Raw genomic sequence first — 19,270 nt, 5'->3', positions numbered from 1 at the left:
AGACCCATTAATTAGGTTCAAAATAGGCAATAAAAAACTGCTGAGCGTCATTGTGAAGTGACTCAGCAGTTTTTTATTTTAAATAATTTCCCTCATTTAGGTAAAATCCCTTGGACGCTTATTTTTATGATCAGAAAAGTAATAAGCAATATCTTCCATAATGCGCTCGGAGGCATGACCATCACCATAAGGATTCTTGGCATTGGCCATCTGATTATAAGCAGTTTTATTTTCAAGTAATTCAAGCATAGCAGAACGGACAGCATCAACTTGCGTGCCCACTAGTTTTAAGGTACCCGCTTTAACCCCTTCTGGACGCTCCGTTGTATCACGTAAAACCAGAACCGGTTTATTCAAAGCAGGAGCTTCTTCTTGAACTCCGCCCGAATCAGTCATAATGAAATAGCTCCGCTTAGCTAAGTTATGAAAATCAACAACATCAAGCGGTGGGATTAAATGAATGTGGGGATCATTGCCCAGTATTTCCTTTGCTACCGACTGAACTTTAGGCGACATATGAACCGGATAAATTATCTCGACGTCATTGTGACTGTCAACCACATCACGCATTACTTTAAAGACGCGCCGCATTGGTTCGCCCTGGTTTTCACGTCGATGCATTGTTACTAAAATTATTTTGTGCTTTGGCTCGATTAAATCAAGGACCTCGTGATGATAATCGGCCCGAACCGTCTCATGCAAAGCATCAATTGCCGTATTCCCAGTTATAAAGATATTATCTGCCTTGTGATTTTCCTTTAGTAAGTTTTCTTTACTGAGATTAGTCGGCGCAAAATATAAATCGGCTAGATCGTCTGTCATTTGCCGGTTCATTTCCTCAGGAAACGGTGAATACTTATTCCATGTTCTTAGCCCCGCTTCAACGTGGCCAATTGGCCGCTGTTGATAAAAACTAGCTAAACTTGCAGCAAAACTAGTGGTTGTATCACCGTGAACCAATACAATATCAGGATCTTCCTTTTTAATCACATTGGTAAGGTCAAGCAAAACTTTTGCTGTAACTCCTTCAAGGGTTTGATTTTTTTTCATAATATTAAAATCATAATCAGGTGTTATTTTAAAAATGTTCAGAACCTGATCAAGCATTTCTCGGTGTTGAGCAGTTACAACCGTTATTTCATCAAAGCGATTATCTGCTTTTAATTTAAGTACTAAAGGCGCCATTTTGATTGCTTCTGGCCTTGTGCCAAAAACCAGCATTACTTTAATTTTGGTCATAAGATCCTCCTTTTCTATATTAATCATATTAATTTGACAAGAAAAACTCAAGCCGATGTGGTTTAATTATCATAAAAATAAAAGTTGGTGAAAAAATGGGAGTTAATTCGGTTTTACTATTTGGAACTGCACCATTAATTGTAGTTGCTGCCTTTTGCTTAGTTTTCAGTTTTGACGTACGTAAAACACGTAAAAGTCGTCTTCAGTTATTTATTGCAGCAATAGTTGTCTTTTGTTTGATTGCAGTTATCATGTACCGCCTTTTTCGTTCACCACTTGCCTAAATATTTTATTAGTGAAGTTGAAATTGTAATCTACTACCATCAATTTTGATACTTCAAAATAAATTTGACAAACAAAAATTTTATTATTAATATCATCTTTGTAAACGTTTACGAATATTTAAGATTGTTGGTTAACCAATTACATTTACACAGTATGAGGAGATTGCTTTGCTAATTTCACAAGTATTGAATAATAACGTAATACTCGTGGAAGATGGAAGAAGGCAAGAAAAAATAATCTGGGGTCGTGGAATCGGCTTTAAAGTTCATGCAGGACAAAATTACAATCTAAAAACAACTGATAAAGTTTTTTCTGCAATTGCAGAAGATGATAAGTGGCTTGCCTCATTCAAGAAACTTTCTGAAGAGGTCCCGCGTGAATACTTTGAATTAACTGAAAAGATAATTCAACTTGCTAAGGATGAAATTGATGCTAATTTTGATGAGCATCTTTTAATTCCGTTAACAGATCACATCTTCTTCGCAGTAAAGCGATACAATATGGGATTAGCTTTATCTAACCCAATGTTGTTCGATATTAAACGCTTTTTTTCACAAGAATATCACGTTGGTAAACAAGCAGTAAATCTAATCGAGCAAGTATCTCACGTCCCCTTATCTGATGATGAAGCTGGCTTTATAGCCATTCATTTAGTAGAATACAAAATTCAAAAATCAGATAGCTCAGTCAAAAATTTTTCCACTATTATGGAAATCTCAAACGGAGTGAATAATATTATTGAGGCAAAATTTGGGTGCAAATTTTCTGAAAATAGTTTAGCTGTCAGTCGGTTAATGAACCATTTACATTATTTGATTTTACGGACCAATTCGGCTAAACCAGAAAAGGCCAAGCCAGGCGATTCAGAACTCCTAATTTCACTTAGTCATAACAACCGACGTGCCGCAAGTTGTTTAAAACAAGTAGTTGCATATCTGAAAGACCAGTTGAAATATCAGTTTTCTGATTCCGACCAATTATATTTGCTGATTCACATTATTCATATTACTTCTTAATTAAATAAGGGCTTGTTACTTTAAATAGGCAATACCCAATAACCGAAACGTTTTTTGCGTTCAGTTGTTGGGTATTTTTTTGTTAAAAAGTTAGAAGGAAAGTTATGGAAAATTCACAAAAAAAGGAAAGCTTTAAAACAAGACTGTATGCCTTTTTACAAGACTTAGGAAAATCATTTATGTTTCCCATTGCTACATTGTCGGCAATGGGAATCCTCGTAGGAATCGGTAGCGCCTTCACTGCTCCACCGATGATGGCACGTTTCTCTTTTCTACAAAACCATTTTGTTAATATTATCTTTGACTTCATCAATACGGTAGGCAGCTTTGGCTTTACTTATTTACCAGTGATGTTCGCAATGGCCCTTCCCTTTGGCTTAGCTAAAAGAAACAAGGGCGTCGGTGCAATTGCTGCCTTAGCTGGTTACATTTCCCTAAACATGGGAATTAACTTTATGCTTAAGCAACAAGGTAAATTAGCTCCTTTAAATAAAATGCAAGCTGCCGGACAGGCAAATGTCTTAGGGATCCAAAGCTTGGAAATGGGAGTTCTAGGTGGAATTTTAGTAGGACTTATTACCTATTATTTACTAGTACGTTACCAGGAAATTAAACTTCCTGATGCTTTCTCGTTTTTTGGTGGTATCAGATTTGTTCCGATTATTTCCGTAATTGTTGAGTCATTTGTTGGCTTGGTAATACCGTTTATTTGGCCTACTTTCCAAAGTGGCATCGTGGCCTTAGGACATTTAATTCAAAATGCTGGTATTTTTGGTCCCTTCCTCTATGGAATTGCACTATCAATTTTAAAACTAATGGGATTGCACCATATCCTGCTTGCAATGATTCGCTTTACTGACGCCGGTGGAACGGCGGTTGTAAAAGGAAAAGTGGTTACCGGGGCTTTAAACATTTTTTATGCTCAGCTAAACGCAGGTGTTCCTATTTCACGTAAAGCAACCGCATTTTTATCACAAGGCTTTATGCCAACATTCATGTTTGGCTTGCCAGCAATCTGTTTAGCAATTTATGTAACTGCTAAACCACAAAACCGAACTCGAATTAAAGGACTTCTATTATCTGCAACGTTAATTGCATTTGTCTCAGGCATTTCAGAACCTACCGAATACCTCTTTTTGTTTATTGCACCAATGCTATATGTATTCCACACTATTTTGCAAGGATTATCATTATCAGTCATGATGCTTGCCGGTGCTTGCATGGGCAATACTGATGGCGGCGTCTTAGACTGGATATTATTTGGCTGGCTTCAGCCTAACTCTAAATGGTGGGTTTTAATTCCAATTGGACTCATTTGGTTCGCCATCTATTTCTTCCTTTTCCGGTGGTACATTTTAAAATATAACGTCAAAACTCCCGGTCGTGAGGATGCTGGTGATGTAGTAATGACCAAAAATAATGGAATTTATGACCCAACTGTAATTCTGGAAGCGCTAGGCGGTCAACAAAATATCGTTTCTCTTGATAATTGTGTAACTCGTCTTCGACTTGAAGTTAAAGATCCACAAAAAATTGACGAAGATAAACTTAAGCAATCTGGTGCTTTAGCAATAATGAAAGCGGAAAAGTCGGTTCAAGTTGTTTACGGTGCCCAAGTTCAGAGCGTCAAAGACGGCGTTGAAAAACTAATGAATACAAAGACAGTAGAATAGAGGTTATAAAAGTGACACAATATGATTTTGACACACTAGCAGATAGAACAATCGATAACGCCCGTAAATGGGATAAAAATATTGTTCACAAAAAATTTGCCCATGCTCGTGCGGACTTTATTCCGCTTTGGATTGCGGATATGGACTTTAAAGCTGCGCCAGAAATTCGACAAGCTTTAGTTAGAATGGCAGAAAATGGTGCATATGGTTATACTTATCCGACAGAAAGATGGTACCAAAGCGTAATTAATTGGCAATTAAGACGGCACCATAATCGCGTTGAACACGACTGGATTACCTTAGGATACGGAACCGTTCCCAATATGCATGTTATTATTCAAGCCTTGCTGAAGCCTAATGATGCGGTTTTATTAAATACTCCCGTATATGGCCCCTTTGCCTATGCCGCTGAACATAATCAACGCAAAGTAATTAGTATTCCATTAATTAAGGAACACAACCGCTATCAACTTAACTGGACCAAAATTGAAGAAGCAATGAAAACCCAGCATCCCAAATTGACCTTTTTCTGTAATCCTCATAATCCTTCAGGTCGAGTCTGGAACAAAGAAGAATTAACCCAGATGGCCCAACTATGTCAAAAATATCATGTTTTGCTTGTATCAGACGAGGTTCACTCCGAACAGATTATGCAGGGCGAATTTGTCAGCTCCCTACAACTTGATCGGCAATATCTTGATAATTTAGTAATGTTTACTTCTCCAAATAAAGCTTTTAATTTGGGTGGGTTAAAGCTATCTTATTCAATTATCCCTAATCCAGAAATTCGCCAAAAGTTGCGGCAGCAATATGCTCGTAATTCAGTAACCTCGCCCAATGTCCCCGGCCAAATTGCTATGACGACAGCTTATGAAAAAGGTGATGCTTGGCTTGACCAATGCACAAATTACATTAAAGAAAATTTGGCAATTACCAAAGAGGCAATCAAGAAAAATTTTAAGGGTTGGCAAATGATGGAAATGGACTCATCATATCTTCCCTGGGTTGATATTTCTGAAAGTAAAATTGATATGCACACGATCGCCAAAATCATGGCGGAAAAAGCTGGTGTAATTGTTGGAATTGGTGATGATTATGTCGCAAATGCCGATAACTTCATCAGATTAAACTTGGGAACTTCGCATGCGCTCATTAAACAGGCAATGGAGCGAATGGCTGAAGTTTGGCAAGAATATCAAAATTAATTTTAAGGAGACAACATGGTTAACTTATTCAAGAAAATTTTTACTAAACCAGTGGAGCTATTTGCCCCAGCTACAGGGAAATTCCTTTCTTTAAATTCGGTTCCAGATAAGATGTTCGCACAAAAAGTCATGGGAGATGGTTATGCGGTTGAACCGGTTGAAAATGATTTATACTGTCCGCTTAATGCCACAATCACGAACATTTTTTCAACTAAACATGCAATTTCATTAACGACAGATTCAGGATTAGAAGTACTGTTACACCTTGGCATCGACACAGTTGAATTAAATGGTAAGCCCTTCAACATACTGGTCAAAAAAGACCAAGCAATAAAAGCCGGGGATTTACTTGGAGCAATGGATCTTAAGCAAATAATGGCTGCTGGGAAATCACCTGATATTATGGTCATTTTTACCAATATGACAAAAATTAAAAAATTATCAATCAATTCCCCAACTGATGTTCAACACGGAGAAAAAATTGGTGAAATCACATTAGCTTAAATCTTATTTTCGTCAAAAAATACCGCAGAAGATATACTTTTGCGGTATTCATTGTCTTATTAAAAAATTTTCGTATTTAGTAATTTTAGCAGCGGAATGAAAAAGTAAACATATTTTCAATGTGCATCATTTAACTCTTAAAAATATTTCTGTTGTATAATTTCGGTAGAAAGCATGAAAAGAGGTGAATAAAATGAGTAAAGAAGAAGTTACAAAAAATGTTTGGGTTACAACTCACGGCGATCAATGGGCTGTTAAGATTGCAGGTGAAGAGAAGCCTTTAAAAATATTTGATCGTAAAGATGATGCATTAGAGTTTGCCAAAAACCGTGCAAAAAAAGAAAAAACCGAGTTAATTAGCCAAAAACGGGACGGTAAAATTAACTTAAAGAATTCTTATGGCCATGATGATCCTTATAAAAAAGGCTAAATAACCAACTAATCTTACAAGCAATTCTATCTATTGATAATAATTATCACAGCTAAAATCCATTTATATTAATGGATTAGAACTATAATTAGTACTCTATTTATACATTTCACGTTAACTTTAGATGTTAATTCAAAAAAGCAAATAAATTTTTCGTAATGTGGTCTGATCTTCCAAAAGGAAATCAGACTTTTTGTTAATTAAAAATTATTTACAACAATTTATATAATAACTAAATAATATTCAGCTAAAATTATAAAGCTTGGTAGATTAAGAATGAAATTGATCCAATATTGAAAATGCATCAACAAATATATCCAGCTGTTAGCTATTTTTAATGACCCCGGTGAGATTCGAACTCACCTCTACGGTTTAGGAGACCATTGTTCTATCCAGATGAACTACAGGGTCGTAGTAAATTAACTTTACCAAATTTAATTGATAAAAGCCAATTTTTTTAGTAATTAATATTGCCGTATAAAATATGGTTCTGGATTGTTAGTGTCGGCAATTTTATCAGCCGCAAAAACAAAAGGCGTCCAAATTGCCAGGGCAATAAGCATGTTAACAATGCACAAAACGATGGCACGCCAATCATAATTACAGGCCAAAAATGGTCCAATAACCGGTGGCACAATTCCAGGCACAGCCGCTTGAACTGGATTTACTAATCCCATTAAAGTTACCCAATATGAAAATGCAACGTTGACAACCGGTGCTAAAACAAACGGGATGAAATAAACCGGGTTCAAAACAACTGGTAAGCCCAAGACAATCGGCTCATTAATGTTAAAAACACCCGGAGCAAGGGCCACTTTAGCAATAGTGCGGTAATCACTTCTTTTTGAAAAAAGCAAAATTGCCACAATTAACATTAAGGTACCGCCAGCGCCACCAAACCAAGCAAAAGAATCAAAGGAACCACGAACCCAAATGAAAGAAGCTGGTTTACCGTTACGCACCGCCGTTACGTTAACATTTTGGGCTGTCAGCCAAATAGAATCAAGTAGCGGCGCCCACACTCCTAAGCCATTAATGCCGAAAAAGGCAAAAACCTGCACTAATAAAGTTACCAAAAGTACCATGCCAAAGCCCTGGCCTAGTTTTACTAGCGGCGTTTGAATGGAATGCAGCAGCCAATTGCCAAAAAAGGTCCCGGTAATAGTTTGAAAAGCGAAATTAATCATTCCCACACAAAAAATAGCAATGATTGCTGGAATTAGTGAATCCAGTGCCATCTGTTCTGCATAAGGCAAGGTTGTCGTTAGATTAAGTTTAAAACGAGCTTTTACGCAAAGTGCAAAAATTGAAACACCGATTGTTCCAAACAAAATGGCGGTAAAAATTCCGGTCGTCGAGAACTGAGAAATATCAAAGGAATGATGGAGTAAAACCATTTTTCCACCTATGTGATATTTAGTTAGGTTCGCAATACTCATCGCTAACGATGATAGCGAAACAATCGCACCCGCAATTGGATCTACTTCCATGCTTTTGGCTAAATGATAGCCTAATGACATTGACAAAAATAAGGCAAATAAAGCAAAAGTCCCACGCCAAACCACATCACTAACCAGCATTAATGGCTGCATTATCCAAGCAAATGTTTTCCATCCCAAGTTGATTTTGGCAGCTTCGATTAAGCTTTTAACTAGAACCGCAATTGAACCGGCAATAGTGATTGGCATTACCGAAACAAAGGCGTCGCGCAAGGCAACCAGCCAGGTAGTCTGACCCAATTTATTTGCCAAAGGCAAAAGATAGTCCTCTAACCAAGCAACTAATCGACTCATTTTTACTCCTTCTTTTTTAAATAATGAGGGTGATAACCCTTATTTTTGTTGCGCCGTTTCTTGTGTTTTTTCTTTTTAGCCAGTTCACTTTGACCAGCCTTATTGTCCCCACTTTTAGCAATAACGGGCTTTTTTTCAGGTTGCCTTGTCACCAACTTATTGCCCGCAAAATAAACTCGCGTAATTTGCACCGTTTCTTCTAACAGCTTTCTTAAATCACGCTGATCATGGTCATCACCCAAGGTAACAACAAAACCTCTAGCACCCATTCTTCCGGTTCTGCCTGCCCGGTGTAAATAAGTGTTGGTTTCGCTAGGAATATCGTAGTTAATAACGTACGTAACGCCAGGTATATCCAAACCACGCGCAGCTAGATCAGTTGCAAGCAGTAGCTTACTTCGACCAGCTCTAAAATCGAGCAGTGCCTGTTCCCTTTTTTGTTTGCCAAATTCATTTGCTAATAAACCAAATTTAGTTTTGGTATGAGCAAGAATTCCCGCAAAACGCATCAATGTCTGGTTCGAATCAAAGAACAAAATTCCCTTAAAATGTTCTAGGCGCATTAAACGCTGAACAAAGTCGATTTTATGAGCATTGTCAATTTGTAAAAAATAATTTTGCACCGTAGTTGTTTGCTCAGAGCGTACATCAACGAGGACAAACTCCCGGTCAAACAACTTAGCAGCATTTTGCGTGATCTCTGATTCAGTGGCACCAAATAATAAAATTTGCGAAGTAGCTGGCATATTCTGCCCTAAAGAGCTAAGGAGCTCCATTTTGCTAAATTCTAAAATATCATCAGCTTCATCAATGACTAGCGTTTGGATTTGTTCAGTTTTAATTCGGTTGCTTGAATAAAAATCAAAAAATCTTCCGGGCGTAGCAACAACCACTTCTGGATGCTTTTTCTTTAAATTATCTTCTTGCCTTTTACGGTTTCCCGCACCAACTAAGGTGATGCCAGTTAAACCTAGTGCATGAATAAAGGGATTGATCGCATGGCGAATCTGCACAGCCAATTCTGTGGTTGGAGCAATGATTACCAAGCTATTTGGTTTTTTCTGCTCGATTCGCTCTAAAGCTGGTAACGAATACGCCAATGTTTTTCCCGTACCAGTTTTAGCAAGTGCGATCAGACTAGTGCCGTTAAGTATTAACTGACTGGTTCGCGTCTGGATTAATGTGGGCTCTGTCAGGCCTAATTTTGTCAATGTAAATTTAATTTCTGTTTTCATTATTGTGTCAACTGTCCATATTTCTGTTTATATTGTGATACTGAGCCATTATAAGCTAACATGGTTACGCCATCTTCAAGTCCCTTGACCCCTTTAACGCGACCGTTGTTGGTATAGCGCCAAAATGAGTACCGCAATTTATTAGGGGCTTTTTTACCTGAGGTAATAAAAAGAACATTCTGGGGAAAATACTTTTTATACTTTATTTCGACCTCAACCATTACTCTTTTCCCTTGCGCGCTTAACATGCGGGTAAACTGAGCCATTTGCTTTATATAACGAATGCTGCGGTCATTAACCGCAGGTTCAATCAAAATTGGCAGACTCCCTGTATTTATGCCTACCTTTTTCATAAAATATTGATAATGTTCCGTAGGAGTGGATTCATTACTATAAAAAATACTAGTTCCGAAAGCTAATTTTGTTCCCAAAATTTGGTCACGGTAAGATAAATAATCATCATCAAAATATGAGCGACCCTGGGTACTTCTCAAGTAGACAAAAGAGATCCCATTTGATTGCAACTCATGTAAGTCAATGTAACCAAAATTTTGATTTAGCTCTACGCCAATTGCACTTGAATTAGAATTCGCAGGCAAAGTTGTTTGATTGCGAATATTTAACGTGCCAGTAATCAGTAAGCCAATTGCAACCATTAGCAGCAATATAATTGCTGGTAACGTGTATTTATGATGAAACCTTTTCATCTTTACCTCCAGCTCTTTATCTGCTAATCCATTATAACAATATTCCGCAAGCAATTGATATATCCAACAACTAGCAAATCAGCAAAAAAATGACCAGCCTTTTGTGGCTAGTCATTTTCTTAACAGTTAGTTACTTAGTCTTCAACGGGATAAACTGGTCTTTGCCCATTTAAAACGCGCTTAGCATCTGTCATGCTTTGCTTAATCATATTCTTAACCGAGGTCTTGGTGTAGTATGCTGAATGAGGTGTGAAAACGACATTAGGCATTTTTACCAATTCGCGGTAATCTTCAGGTAATTCGGAAATAGTGGTAAACTTTTTCATCACAATTTCTTCCTCACCCGTCATGACATCAAGTGAAGCACCAGCAATTTCCTGATTTTGCAATGCAACAATTAAATCGTGCGTATTAACTAGTGGACCCCGCGCAGCGTTAATCAAGTAGGCAGTATTCTTCATTTCCTTGAATTGCTTAGCACTAATCATATTTTCAATTTCAGGTTCAAGTGGTGTATGCAGGGTTAAAATATCAGCTTCTTTAATCACAGTATCGAAATCAGTGTATTTAAGGAATGCTTCGTTTGCTGGATTTTCAATTAAGTCGTAGCCAATTACCCGGGCACCAAGAGCATGAAACATTTCGGCCACAGCAGTACCAATTCGGCCAACTCCAATAATACCAACTGTTTGATTGTAGATTTCATCGCTTATTAAACTTGCTTCACGAATAAAATTCAAATCTTCCTTTTCATTTTTTAGAATTGGACCCCACTTGCGCAATAAGTACATTGCAGAAGTTAAAGTGTTCTCTGCCACAGCTCTTGGCGAATATGCAGGTGTATTTGTAATCAGAATATGATATTTGTGGGCATAATCAAAGTTAATAATATTAAAGCCAACTGACCTCAAAGCAATGTGATTAATGCCATAGGAAGCCAACTTTTGGTAAACTTCTTCATCATTAATGTCAAAAATCTGTAAGACACTAACAACATCAAAACCTTTGGCTTGTTCAACTGTCCCGGCTTCTAGTTCATCATCAGTTGTTTCAAGATCATCATCTGGATGTTCTTTATTCCATTCATCAACATAAACCTTTTGTTCCGGCGTCATATTGTAAAGTAATGCTTTCATTCATAAATCCTCCTTTTTTGGATAAATTAATATAGTTACCATTTTATCTAAAATTAGTAACAAATTAAAGATTTATTTGAGCATTTTTACAATAGACATTACACATTACATCATGATTTATATCTTTTGTTCCATCTTGGTTATTTTTACTTTTAAAACTTTTCGAATCCACGGAAAGTGAGCTTTCATTTCATAAAACTCTGCTCCTTTTCCTAAGAATTCCCCTGTTCCAGTAATATGAAAACCAGCACCAGGGCCGGCAGTTCCTTCAACTTTTTTTGATCCTACTGTCAATAGAACTGTTCTGTCCTTAGCGAAATCTTTTTCAATACTATGCATCCCAGCTGCTGGAATATATAAGCAATTATTCTTTTCGTCAACTTTAATATATGACATCCAAGTATTGACAACACTTGCAGGATGAGCATTGATAGTGACAATTGTTACTGGGCCTTCATGCTTCATTAATTCTAAAAACTTTTGCTCCATTTTTTCTCCTTTAAACAATAAAAAGAAGTTACTTTTAATAAGTAGCTTCTTTTTATTATAAAACACTTGTTCGTAAAAGCAATAGTTTTGTTAAAATTAATATGCGCGTTCACCTTTTTTGTAAACCGCCTTGTCTTTTTGCACAACTGCACTAATATTCTCCAACGGATTTTCATCTAAAACTAAGAAGTCGGCAAATTTCCCCTTTTCAAGCGTACCATACCTATTGTCAATTTTCATTAATTTAGCCGAATTCAGACTCGTTTGTAAGGCTTCCAAATTAGTAAAACCTTGTTCTACTAATAATGGCAACTCTTCGGGCGTCATCTTAAAGTCATTAAATGGCGTTCCAGCGTCAGTTCCTAAGGTGATTGGCACACCAGCATTTTTGGCATTAGTAATATTACCGCGCAAATCTTTCCAAGCTGCCGTAATTTTAGCCATTTCCCATTCAGGAATCTTACCAGGCGCATATTCAATAAATGCCCAGGCACCAACTATAGTTGGCGTTAAGTAGGTCCCTTTTTCAAGCATTAACTTAATTTCTTCATCGTTTACATAAAAACCATGCTCAATACTGTCAACGCCAGCCTTAATTGCGTTTAAAATTCCGGGATTACCCTCAGCATGGGCAGCTACAATAAGCCCTTTATGATGAGCTTCCTCGACTGCAACCCGAATTTCTTCTTCACTTAATTGCGGATCATCCATAAAGTCGTTTTCAGTCATGACGCCACCTGTTGCCATAACTTTAACTGCTTTTGTCCCACGTTTAATGCCTTGACGGACAGCCTTACGCATTTCGTCTGGTGAATCAACCAAATGCCCAAAGTTTGGCATATCACCATGTCCGCCAGTCATTGAATATGGGCGACCTGATGGCATAATTTCCGGCACCCTCGTTATTTTGCCCTCTTTAATGAGCTTGCTCAATTCAATGTCAATATCAAACGTGCTGCCACATTCACGAATATAAGTAACTCCAGATTTTAACAAATCATGCAAATTACTTAATGCGCGAACAACTGCTGCCACTTCACCGGTTTCAGTTCCGCCATCTGCGGTCAAAGGATCCATAATGATATGAGTATGACAATTGATCAGTCCCGGCATGACATACTTATTTTGTAAGTCAACCGTTTTATCTGCTTCAGGTTCAGTGTTTGTTCCAACTTCAACGATTTTGCCAGTTTCATCATCAACCACCAAATAAGTGTTAGGACGAATATGGTCAGTTACTCCATCAAACAAATTTACGTTAGTAAAGACAGTTTTGGTCATCTAAATACCTCCAAAAACAAATTAAAAAGCACCCGTTCCTTCAATAAGGACGAGTGCTTCGCGTTACCACCTTTAACTTTATTTATTACTCACGTAATAAATCTCACTAGCTATCTAACAATAGCTTGCAATAATAACGGATGCAATTCCGCTACTGGCTAACTTTCACCAGCAGTCATCAAATAGAAGCCCATGTTCATTATCTGTTACCTGCTAGCTTTCACCAACTGCCAGCTCTCTTTATTGGTTACCATGATAATTACTCTGCTTTTCAAGATGAAATTATTTAATTAACTTTTAAGTTAGCATTCTACTTTGAAGTTGTCAATAGGTTAAGGTTATTTTAATTGATACCTTAAACCTTGTAATTAATTACTTTGACCATTCTCTTCCTTTAATAATTCTTTCTCATAAACTTTCATAAATGGATAATATAATGCCATATCTAATAAAATTAAAATTAGAACTAAAGCAGTTGCACGCCAATCCATAGTTGATAAAAACGCACCAATTGGAGAAGGCATTTGCCAAGAAAATAAAGCAAAAGTTTTCTTAACTATTCCTAAAGACATGGCTAAATAGCTAATAACCGCATTTAGTACAGAAGTAAAAATAAAAGGAATAAAAAAGACTGGATTTAGCATCAATGGTGTTCCAAAAATCATCGGTTCCGAAATGTTGAATAAGGCTGGAATAAGTCCAACTCGACCAACTGTTTTCATTTGCTTTGACTTAGAAAATGACATGATTATAGCTAATGCTAAAACCGAACCACAACCACCGATAATAACAAAATACACCCAAAAAGGAGTGGTAAAAATTCTTGGCAAAGCCTTACCTGCTAATTTAGCTGATGCATTGATTGATAAATTACCATCACGTATTGGCCCTAGTATACCCGCTAATGCTGCATCGTGAATACCGAAAAACCAGAAAAGATGAACTAAAATGGTTAAGAAAATCGTCGCAGGAAGACTATCTGCTACTTTAAAGCTTGGAGAAAGGAAGCCGTAAATTGCTTTAACTGCTGTTGTGTGATTACTCTGGCAAATAATGAAAATAATAGCATCAACTGCTAGAATAACTAGTGCTGGAACAAAAGAAGCAAAACTTTCTGATAGAGCAGAAGGAACACCCTTTGGCATTTTTATTCGGCCAAAGTCATGCTTACGCATAAAATGATATGCTTCCGTAGTAAGAATTGCGATTAAAATGGCAATAATTATTCCGCGTCCATCCCAATAACTAATATCAACAATATTTCCTGTAAAACCAAGTTTTTTAGGATCAAAAACGAGCATGAAAAAGCCCGCTAATGAAAACATAATTGGAGATAGTGGATTTTCCTTATAGTGTTGACAGAGAAAATAGGTAATGCCCACACAAATAAAGACAGACATTGCGCTCATTGAGATAGCACTTAGCCAACTTAAAGTAAGAGAATTCTTTTGGGCAAATTTAGCCCATAAAATCAAAAAGTGATTACTGTTTCGATCAACAGGAGGAGCGGCACCGATAATAACAAAAATTGAGCCGAACAAAGTAATCGGCAAAAGGGTCATAAATGTATCTCTAATCGCAGCTAAATGACGTTGATTAGCCATTTTATTAGCAAAAGGAGTAATATATTTATCCATCCAAGAAGTTATACTATTAAGATCCATTTTAATTGCCCCCTATAATTTCTTTCGATTAATTAAATCACCGTTTGAGGCAATTATCTTTTTATACCAATAGTAGGAAGCTTTGGGTTTCCTTTTTAACGTTGAAAAATCAACTGCAACCAAACCATAACGTTTTTCAACACCATTCATCCAGGAATATAAGTCAAAAGGTGACCAAGTAAAGTATCCACGAACATCAACACCAGTATCCTGGGCATTCATTATTGCATTAATGTGATCATTCATGTACGAAATACGATAGTCATCTTTGACTTGTGATACATCAATGTTCTCCCGAAAACCAACACCATTTTCAGTAATAAATATGGGTAACTTATATTTATTGTATGCTCGTATTAAGCCCTCTTCGAGCCCTTTAGGGTAAATTTCAGTGTCCCATTCAGTATATTCGCTATTTGGATCCATTACTTGTTCAAACCAATTTTTAATGCGCATTTGGGTAGAGCCTTTTTTCCCTGAATTATTAAATACCATCTTGGTCCCACCATTTGTATATGGTTTTACAAGAGTTCTCGCGTAGTAATTAAGTCCTAAAAAGTCAACTGTATTTTTTTGAATCGTTGTAAGACAAGCAGGTTTTATGAAAGATATATCACAAGATTCAGCGAGTTTAGAAATTAAATCAATTGGGATTTTGCCTAAGGCAGCAGTATCCAATACCCAATTATTGGCATAATTGTCAGCATTACGCATAGCAATTTGTGTCTCAATCGTTTCATCTATACCATCTACTGGAGAATAACTATGCACAATCCCTATTTTGCCATGATAATGATCTGCTCGGAATTTACGAATAGCTAAAGCACTGGAGTACATAACATTAAAGCCACATTCAACGGTATGTTGTAGATTTTTTTCACCGGGAGGATAATTTCCAATTAAATAACCATTAACTGTAAACCACTTCGGTTCATTAAAGGTTGACCAATAATAAACTCGATCACCAAATGCTTTAAAACAAACTTGCGCGTAATGGGCAAAAGCATTACAGATATCCTCATTTAACCATCCGCCGACTTCTTGCCAGTATTGCGGTAAATCCCAATGATATAGCGTAACAAAAGGAGTAATTCCTTCTTTTATGCAACAGTTAATTATTTTATTGTAAAAAGCTATTCCTTTCTCATTAATTTCGCCTTCACGATTTTTGATAATTCGAGGCCAAGATAAAGAAAAACGGTAGGCATTTTGTCCACCCTCCTTCATCATTCTAATATCTTCCTCAAAATGATGATAATGATCACTTGCGACATCACCATTTTCTAAATGATTCTCATGCAAATAATGATCCCACATTGATTCAGCCTTATTGTCAACGTTCCAAGCTCCTTCACATTGATATGAGGCTGTGGCTCCACCCCATAAAAAGTCTTTTTTCATTTCAAACTCCTAAAAATAATTTTTGAATAAAGTGTAATTTTGTCAAAATTACAGTAATATAGATTATCAAAATGGCAACTAGGCCTAGTTTATCTCCAATTACCTATAGTTCGGAATTTAGGGTTCCAAAGTAGAAACGGCCGACCTTATTACGACGATATACAGATAACGCATTAGCTAATAATTTCATTCTAGCAAAGCAAACTTTATTGTTCAATACCTTTTAAAACACTACTCTCTAATCATAATTAGATTGTAAAAGAAACTTTTTTCTTTAAAATAGCTACAATATGTTTAATTTATCAGATATGATTTCTCGAACTTTCTAATTCAATCGTTTTAATTTAAAAAATAAACAGTTAAGTAAATGTAAGCGAGTTCCAACCTAAAATTCTTCAAATTTAATTGTTCGTAAAAGCAATTCCCATTTTTGGTCAAAATAATACATTGGTGATCAAAAATGAAATCTATTAATATTATTATTGTAAATAATAATAAATCAGCTTAACAGCAGTTTAAAATCTTATTACAAACGGCCGTTGGCAAAAACCAGTGTAAGGTTCATAGTACGTCAAGCCACACATATGCAATTGTAATAACTTTAATACATGGAAATGAATTTAAAAACAAAAGCTGACAGTCGAGTCATAAAGGCTAAAGTTAATCCGACATAATTTTGGTAACGTAAACCGGATTACCATGTTCTTTAATCAATTTGATCAAGTCACCACTATTAAGCCAGATAGTTGCTGTATTGTCATTGGGATGCATTCCAATAAGAGGCTGTTGCAAAAAATAAGCATCCAAGTATAGTGGAATCTGCACATCTGCATTATTTAGTAACGATAAGGGCGTGACAGAGCCAGGCGTGACTTGCAAAAACTTTTTTAAATCTTCTGGTGAAGCAAAAGTTAACCGCCGCGTGCTGAATTTTTGGCGAAATTGCTGCAGGTTAACTTTTTTATTGCCATTAACCGTCAGTAAATAGTAATGCTTTTTTTGGTCGTCGCGAATAAATAAGTTTTTCGCATCGGCTTCAGGATGAGGCAAATGTAAATTAGCTAAATCGGCCATATTGAAAACAGCTGGATGATCAACTTTTTCATAATTAATCTGATGCTGATCAAGGTAACGTAAAGTTTCTATTTTATTCATGACTGGACCCTCCCTTGGTTCGTAAAATTAAGACATATGCAATGCCAATCAGCACAACTGTAACAACGGTAGTTGAAGTTAGCATAATAATTGTCCCGTAACTTTGCACAATTGCTCCAATAATTGGATTGATGATCATCGTGACTAAACTAGTGGCAAAGGACAAGCCAGAAATAAAAGTTGCACGAGACTGATCGCCAACCCACAAGTTTAGCATTTGCATGACCACTGGATCTAAAATATCTAACGTAATATACAGTAAACCGGCACCTAGCAAAAAGAAATACTTGTTGCTCTGCAATTGCAACCCGGTTGAAACTAATAATATACTAGCAATTAAAATTGTTAGCGTTGAGAACTTTAATTTAATTAAACGATATGCCTGTGTGGCTACTAGCCCACCCGCAAAGCTAAACAACATAAAGACGCTGCCGTTTGCGGACGCATCGAAACCCAACTGGGAAAGATAATTGGGTAACAACATGAAAATCGCATTGACAACGGCTGTGATGATAATCATAAAAATAAACAAAAAAAGAATGTTTGGCGAATAAACCATATCTTTGAAAACTGACAAAATACTTTTTAACATGCTCGAATATGATTCTTTTGCTTCATTTTCAGATGTCGCAATCTTTTTCTGTTCTTTTGTGACAGCGATAATGGAAATTGCTCCGAGTAAAAACAATGACTGAAAGAGGTACGGCATTTTGACATTAAGGGTAAATAAATACCCACCAACGGCCGTGGCTAACCCGAGAATAATTGAGCTAATCAATTGCATATTCCCGAGGATTTTGCCGTAACTGTTTTCTGCACCATCATTGCGGATGCCCTCATAAAATAAAGCATCATCAGCACCACTGGTTAAAGCATTGGCTATTCCTTCCAGCCCAAAAGAAAGTACCAAAACTGGGAAAACCAGGTCCTTGGGTAGAAAAAGCGCAGAAATTGTTATTAGTGGCGTTAGCACTGAGACCAATAGACCTGCAAGCACTACTTTCTTATTTTGAAACATGTCTCCCAAAATCCCGCTAGGAATTTCTGAGAAAAACTGGGCAAACATATAAATTGATTCCAACAGTGAAAATTGCACTAAATTTAGTTTTAAAATTTGAACAACAAATAACACGCTGATTATGCGGGAAAAGCGTGTATTTTTAAAGGTTGTATAAAGGTAATATTTAATTGTATTGGTCATTTTTTAAGTCCGGTAGTATGATGTTGAAGCTATTTGACGGATATCACTTCCGTAAAGGCTAAACTTGGGATTTTTGTTAAAATTAGATTAACATAATTTAAGAGCTTTGTAAAATGGATATTAGTTTACGTACTTTGGAACAATAACTTAATTGATTTTAAAAACTTGTTTCATTTTCCTTCAAAAAAGCAACAACGAAAAAATTTTGTTCGTTGTTGCCTAAATTTTCAGTTAAACTTTCAACGTAACTAGATATTTTATTCTCTAACATTTTATGCAAGCACTTGTTTAAATAATAGTGTATTTACTTATAATATAGCGTTATTTTTGCCATTATTTAAGTAAATCATCTTTTGAAAAAGTAGGCACCTGACAATTTTTAGAAGTATACTTATCAATAAAAGTCAACAACATTCTTATTTCTTTATCACAAAGTGGTAAATCAAATGCTTTTTTCTGATCTTTCTCGTCTGTATAAGAAGGTATAATTAAAAATTCGGTTTTGCTATTATTTTCATTAGATGAGTACAGACTAATGCGCTGATCCAATAAATGTATATTTCCGCTATTGGGGTCAGTATCAAAGCTCTGTAAATCCAAGCAAAACCATTTATTTAGTTCTGGAATTTTGAACTCTATATACATCCAGTTCTCTAAATTGTACTCAGCCATCCTGTTACTACCATATTTTTTATACCATGTCCACTTCCAGATCCGTCCTTAACTTCCCAATCTTTGCATTTCTTAATCATTTCAATAATTCTTTTTCGCTCTTCAGTGCGAACTTCTTTCATTTTACTGTATACACATACAAATTTTTCACATTCACATTCTTTGGAATAATTCATATTTTATA

19 protein-coding genes, 1 tRNA gene, 1 riboswitch and 1 other annotated feature are annotated in these 19,270 nt (G+C 36.2%); of the genes, 6 read left to right on the top strand and 14 right to left on the bottom strand.

All coding sequences use genetic code 11. From position 1 onward, the window contains the following. Positions 1-96: 96 nt before the first annotated feature. A complete protein-coding gene (wecB, locus tag J3U73_RS00760) occupies positions 97-1,239 on the bottom strand; it encodes a non-hydrolyzing UDP-N-acetylglucosamine 2-epimerase (protein WP_267409326.1) in 1,143 nt (380 codons plus the stop codon). A gap of 95 nt (positions 1,240-1,334) precedes the next feature. Here wecB and J3U73_RS00755 point away from each other — a divergent pair, with 95 nt between their 5' ends. From J3U73_RS00755 to J3U73_RS00730, 6 genes are all read left to right on the top strand, one after another. Further along, positions 1,335-1,523 carry a hypothetical protein gene (locus J3U73_RS00755; RefSeq protein ID WP_220220927.1) on the top strand — a complete coding sequence of 63 codons (189 nt, stop codon included), beginning with the start codon at positions 1,335-1,337 and terminating at the stop codon, positions 1,521-1,523. A 168-nt stretch (positions 1,524-1,691) separates the two neighbouring features. Continuing rightward, positions 1,692-2,540 carry a PRD domain-containing protein gene (locus tag J3U73_RS00750; protein ID WP_220269335.1) on the top strand — a complete coding sequence of 283 codons (849 nt, stop codon included), beginning with the start codon at positions 1,692-1,694 and terminating at the stop codon, positions 2,538-2,540. Positions 2,541-2,644: 104 nt separating this feature from the next. Then, positions 2,645-4,213 carry a PTS transporter subunit EIIC gene (locus J3U73_RS00745; protein WP_267409325.1) on the top strand — a complete coding sequence of 523 codons (1,569 nt, stop codon included), beginning with the start codon at positions 2,645-2,647 and terminating at the stop codon, positions 4,211-4,213. An 11-nt stretch (positions 4,214-4,224) separates the two neighbouring features. Continuing rightward, complete coding sequence (locus tag J3U73_RS00740; RefSeq protein ID WP_267392914.1) at positions 4,225-5,418, top strand: MalY/PatB family protein; 1,194 nt, start codon at positions 4,225-4,227, stop codon at positions 5,416-5,418. 15 nt (positions 5,419-5,433) lie between these two features. Further along, positions 5,434-5,922, top strand: coding sequence for a PTS sugar transporter subunit IIA (locus J3U73_RS00735; RefSeq protein WP_220269332.1), 489 nt, complete (start codon positions 5,434-5,436; stop codon positions 5,920-5,922). Positions 5,923-6,115: 193 nt separating this feature from the next. After that, complete coding sequence (locus J3U73_RS00730; protein ID WP_220269331.1) at positions 6,116-6,352, top strand: DUF2188 domain-containing protein; 237 nt, start codon at positions 6,116-6,118, stop codon at positions 6,350-6,352. A gap of 338 nt (positions 6,353-6,690) precedes the next feature. On the opposite strand, the gene J3U73_RS00725 is transcribed toward J3U73_RS00730, so the two are convergent. From J3U73_RS00725 to J3U73_RS00665, 13 genes are all read right to left on the bottom strand, one after another. Next, positions 6,691-6,763 (bottom strand) — tRNA-Arg (locus J3U73_RS00725). 53 nt (positions 6,764-6,816) lie between these two features. Then, positions 6,817-8,145, bottom strand: coding sequence for a PTS sugar transporter subunit IIC (locus J3U73_RS00720; RefSeq protein ID WP_267409324.1), 1,329 nt, complete (start codon positions 8,143-8,145; stop codon positions 6,817-6,819). A 2-nt stretch (positions 8,146-8,147) separates the two neighbouring features. Beyond that, positions 8,148-9,383, bottom strand: coding sequence for a DEAD/DEAH box helicase (locus tag J3U73_RS00715; protein WP_416381473.1), 1,236 nt, complete (start codon positions 9,381-9,383; stop codon positions 8,148-8,150). Beyond that, complete coding sequence (locus J3U73_RS00710; protein ID WP_267392922.1) at positions 9,380-10,087, bottom strand: GH25 family lysozyme; 708 nt, start codon at positions 10,085-10,087, stop codon at positions 9,380-9,382. Before J3U73_RS00710 ends, J3U73_RS00715 begins: the two co-directional genes overlap by 4 nt. A 134-nt stretch (positions 10,088-10,221) precedes the next feature. After that, positions 10,222-11,223 (bottom strand): NAD(P)-dependent oxidoreductase, encoded by a 1,002-nt coding sequence (locus J3U73_RS00705; RefSeq protein ID WP_267392924.1) that lies wholly within the window; start codon positions 11,221-11,223, stop codon positions 10,222-10,224. 117 nt (positions 11,224-11,340) lie between these two features. Further along, positions 11,341-11,712 carry a pyridoxamine 5'-phosphate oxidase family protein gene (locus tag J3U73_RS00700; RefSeq protein WP_267409322.1) on the bottom strand — a complete coding sequence of 124 codons (372 nt, stop codon included), beginning with the start codon at positions 11,710-11,712 and terminating at the stop codon, positions 11,341-11,343. Between the two features lie 96 nt (positions 11,713-11,808). After that, positions 11,809-12,993 carry a metal-dependent hydrolase family protein gene (locus tag J3U73_RS00695; RefSeq protein WP_267409321.1) on the bottom strand — a complete coding sequence of 395 codons (1,185 nt, stop codon included), beginning with the start codon at positions 12,991-12,993 and terminating at the stop codon, positions 11,809-11,811. Positions 12,994-13,035: 42 nt separating this feature from the next. Continuing rightward, positions 13,036-13,277 (bottom strand) — a binding site (T-box leader). A gap of 84 nt (positions 13,278-13,361) precedes the next feature. Then, complete coding sequence (locus tag J3U73_RS00690; protein WP_267409320.1) at positions 13,362-14,657, bottom strand: PTS sugar transporter subunit IIC; 1,296 nt, start codon at positions 14,655-14,657, stop codon at positions 13,362-13,364. A gap of 12 nt (positions 14,658-14,669) precedes the next feature. Further along, positions 14,670-16,058 carry a glycoside hydrolase family 1 protein gene (locus J3U73_RS00685; RefSeq protein ID WP_267392931.1) on the bottom strand — a complete coding sequence of 463 codons (1,389 nt, stop codon included), beginning with the start codon at positions 16,056-16,058 and terminating at the stop codon, positions 14,670-14,672. A gap of 86 nt (positions 16,059-16,144) precedes the next feature. Then, positions 16,145-16,243: riboswitch (purine riboswitch) on the bottom strand. A 475-nt stretch (positions 16,244-16,718) separates the two neighbouring features. Then, positions 16,719-17,213 (bottom strand): prolyl-tRNA synthetase associated domain-containing protein, encoded by a 495-nt coding sequence (locus tag J3U73_RS00680; protein ID WP_267409319.1) that lies wholly within the window; start codon positions 17,211-17,213, stop codon positions 16,719-16,721. Next, complete coding sequence (locus J3U73_RS00675; RefSeq protein WP_267409318.1) at positions 17,206-18,414, bottom strand: MFS transporter; 1,209 nt, start codon at positions 18,412-18,414, stop codon at positions 17,206-17,208. The genes J3U73_RS00680 and J3U73_RS00675 overlap by 8 nt, the downstream gene beginning before the upstream one ends. A gap of 333 nt (positions 18,415-18,747) precedes the next feature. Next, positions 18,748-19,086 carry a hypothetical protein gene (locus J3U73_RS00670; protein ID WP_267409317.1) on the bottom strand — a complete coding sequence of 113 codons (339 nt, stop codon included), beginning with the start codon at positions 19,084-19,086 and terminating at the stop codon, positions 18,748-18,750. Then, on the bottom strand, positions 19,068-19,262 hold the full coding sequence (locus J3U73_RS00665; RefSeq protein WP_267409316.1) for a hypothetical protein: 195 nt from the start codon (positions 19,260-19,262) through the stop codon (positions 19,068-19,070). The genes J3U73_RS00670 and J3U73_RS00665 overlap by 19 nt, the downstream gene beginning before the upstream one ends. Positions 19,263-19,270 lie beyond the last annotated feature (8 nt).

Source organism: Lactobacillus sp. B4005 (assembly GCF_026536045.1).
Classification (GTDB): domain Bacteria; phylum Bacillota; class Bacilli; order Lactobacillales; family Lactobacillaceae; genus Lactobacillus; species Lactobacillus panisapium.
Note: the sequence above shows the minus strand (reverse complement) of the source record. Positions and strands in the feature narration are given on the sequence as shown.

Coding starts and splice junctions, on each gene's coding strand:
- J3U73_RS00675 (WP_267409318.1), bottom strand. CDS start 18,414: ATGACCAATACAATTAAATATTACCTTTATACAACCTTTAAAAATACA.
- J3U73_RS00730 (WP_220269331.1), top strand. CDS start 6,116: ATGAGTAAAGAAGAAGTTACAAAAAATGTTTGGGTTACAACTCACGGC.
- J3U73_RS00710 (WP_267392922.1), bottom strand. CDS start 10,087: ATGAAAAGGTTTCATCATAAATACACGTTACCAGCAATTATATTGCTG.
- J3U73_RS00665 (WP_267409316.1), bottom strand. CDS start 19,262: ATGAATTATTCCAAAGAATGTGAATGTGAAAAATTTGTATGTGTATAC.
- J3U73_RS00720 (WP_267409324.1), bottom strand. CDS start 8,145: ATGAGTCGATTAGTTGCTTGGTTAGAGGACTATCTTTTGCCTTTGGCA.
- J3U73_RS00685 (WP_267392931.1), bottom strand. CDS start 16,058: ATGAAAAAAGACTTTTTATGGGGTGGAGCCACAGCCTCATATCAATGT.
- J3U73_RS00705 (WP_267392924.1), bottom strand. CDS start 11,223: ATGAAAGCATTACTTTACAATATGACGCCGGAACAAAAGGTTTATGTT.
- wecB (WP_267409326.1), bottom strand. CDS start 1,239: ATGACCAAAATTAAAGTAATGCTGGTTTTTGGCACAAGGCCAGAAGCA.
- J3U73_RS00680 (WP_267409319.1), bottom strand. CDS start 17,213: ATGAATAAAATAGAAACTTTACGTTACCTTGATCAGCATCAGATTAAT.
- J3U73_RS00700 (WP_267409322.1), bottom strand. CDS start 11,712: ATGGAGCAAAAGTTTTTAGAATTAATGAAGCATGAAGGCCCAGTAACA.
- J3U73_RS00755 (WP_220220927.1), top strand. CDS start 1,335: ATGGGAGTTAATTCGGTTTTACTATTTGGAACTGCACCATTAATTGTA.
- J3U73_RS00695 (WP_267409321.1), bottom strand. CDS start 12,993: ATGACCAAAACTGTCTTTACTAACGTAAATTTGTTTGATGGAGTAACT.
- J3U73_RS00745 (WP_267409325.1), top strand. CDS start 2,645: ATGGAAAATTCACAAAAAAAGGAAAGCTTTAAAACAAGACTGTATGCC.
- J3U73_RS00690 (WP_267409320.1), bottom strand. CDS start 14,657: ATGGATCTTAATAGTATAACTTCTTGGATGGATAAATATATTACTCCT.
- J3U73_RS00670 (WP_267409317.1), bottom strand. CDS start 19,086: ATGGCTGAGTACAATTTAGAGAACTGGATGTATATAGAGTTCAAAATT.
- J3U73_RS00735 (WP_220269332.1), top strand. CDS start 5,434: ATGGTTAACTTATTCAAGAAAATTTTTACTAAACCAGTGGAGCTATTT.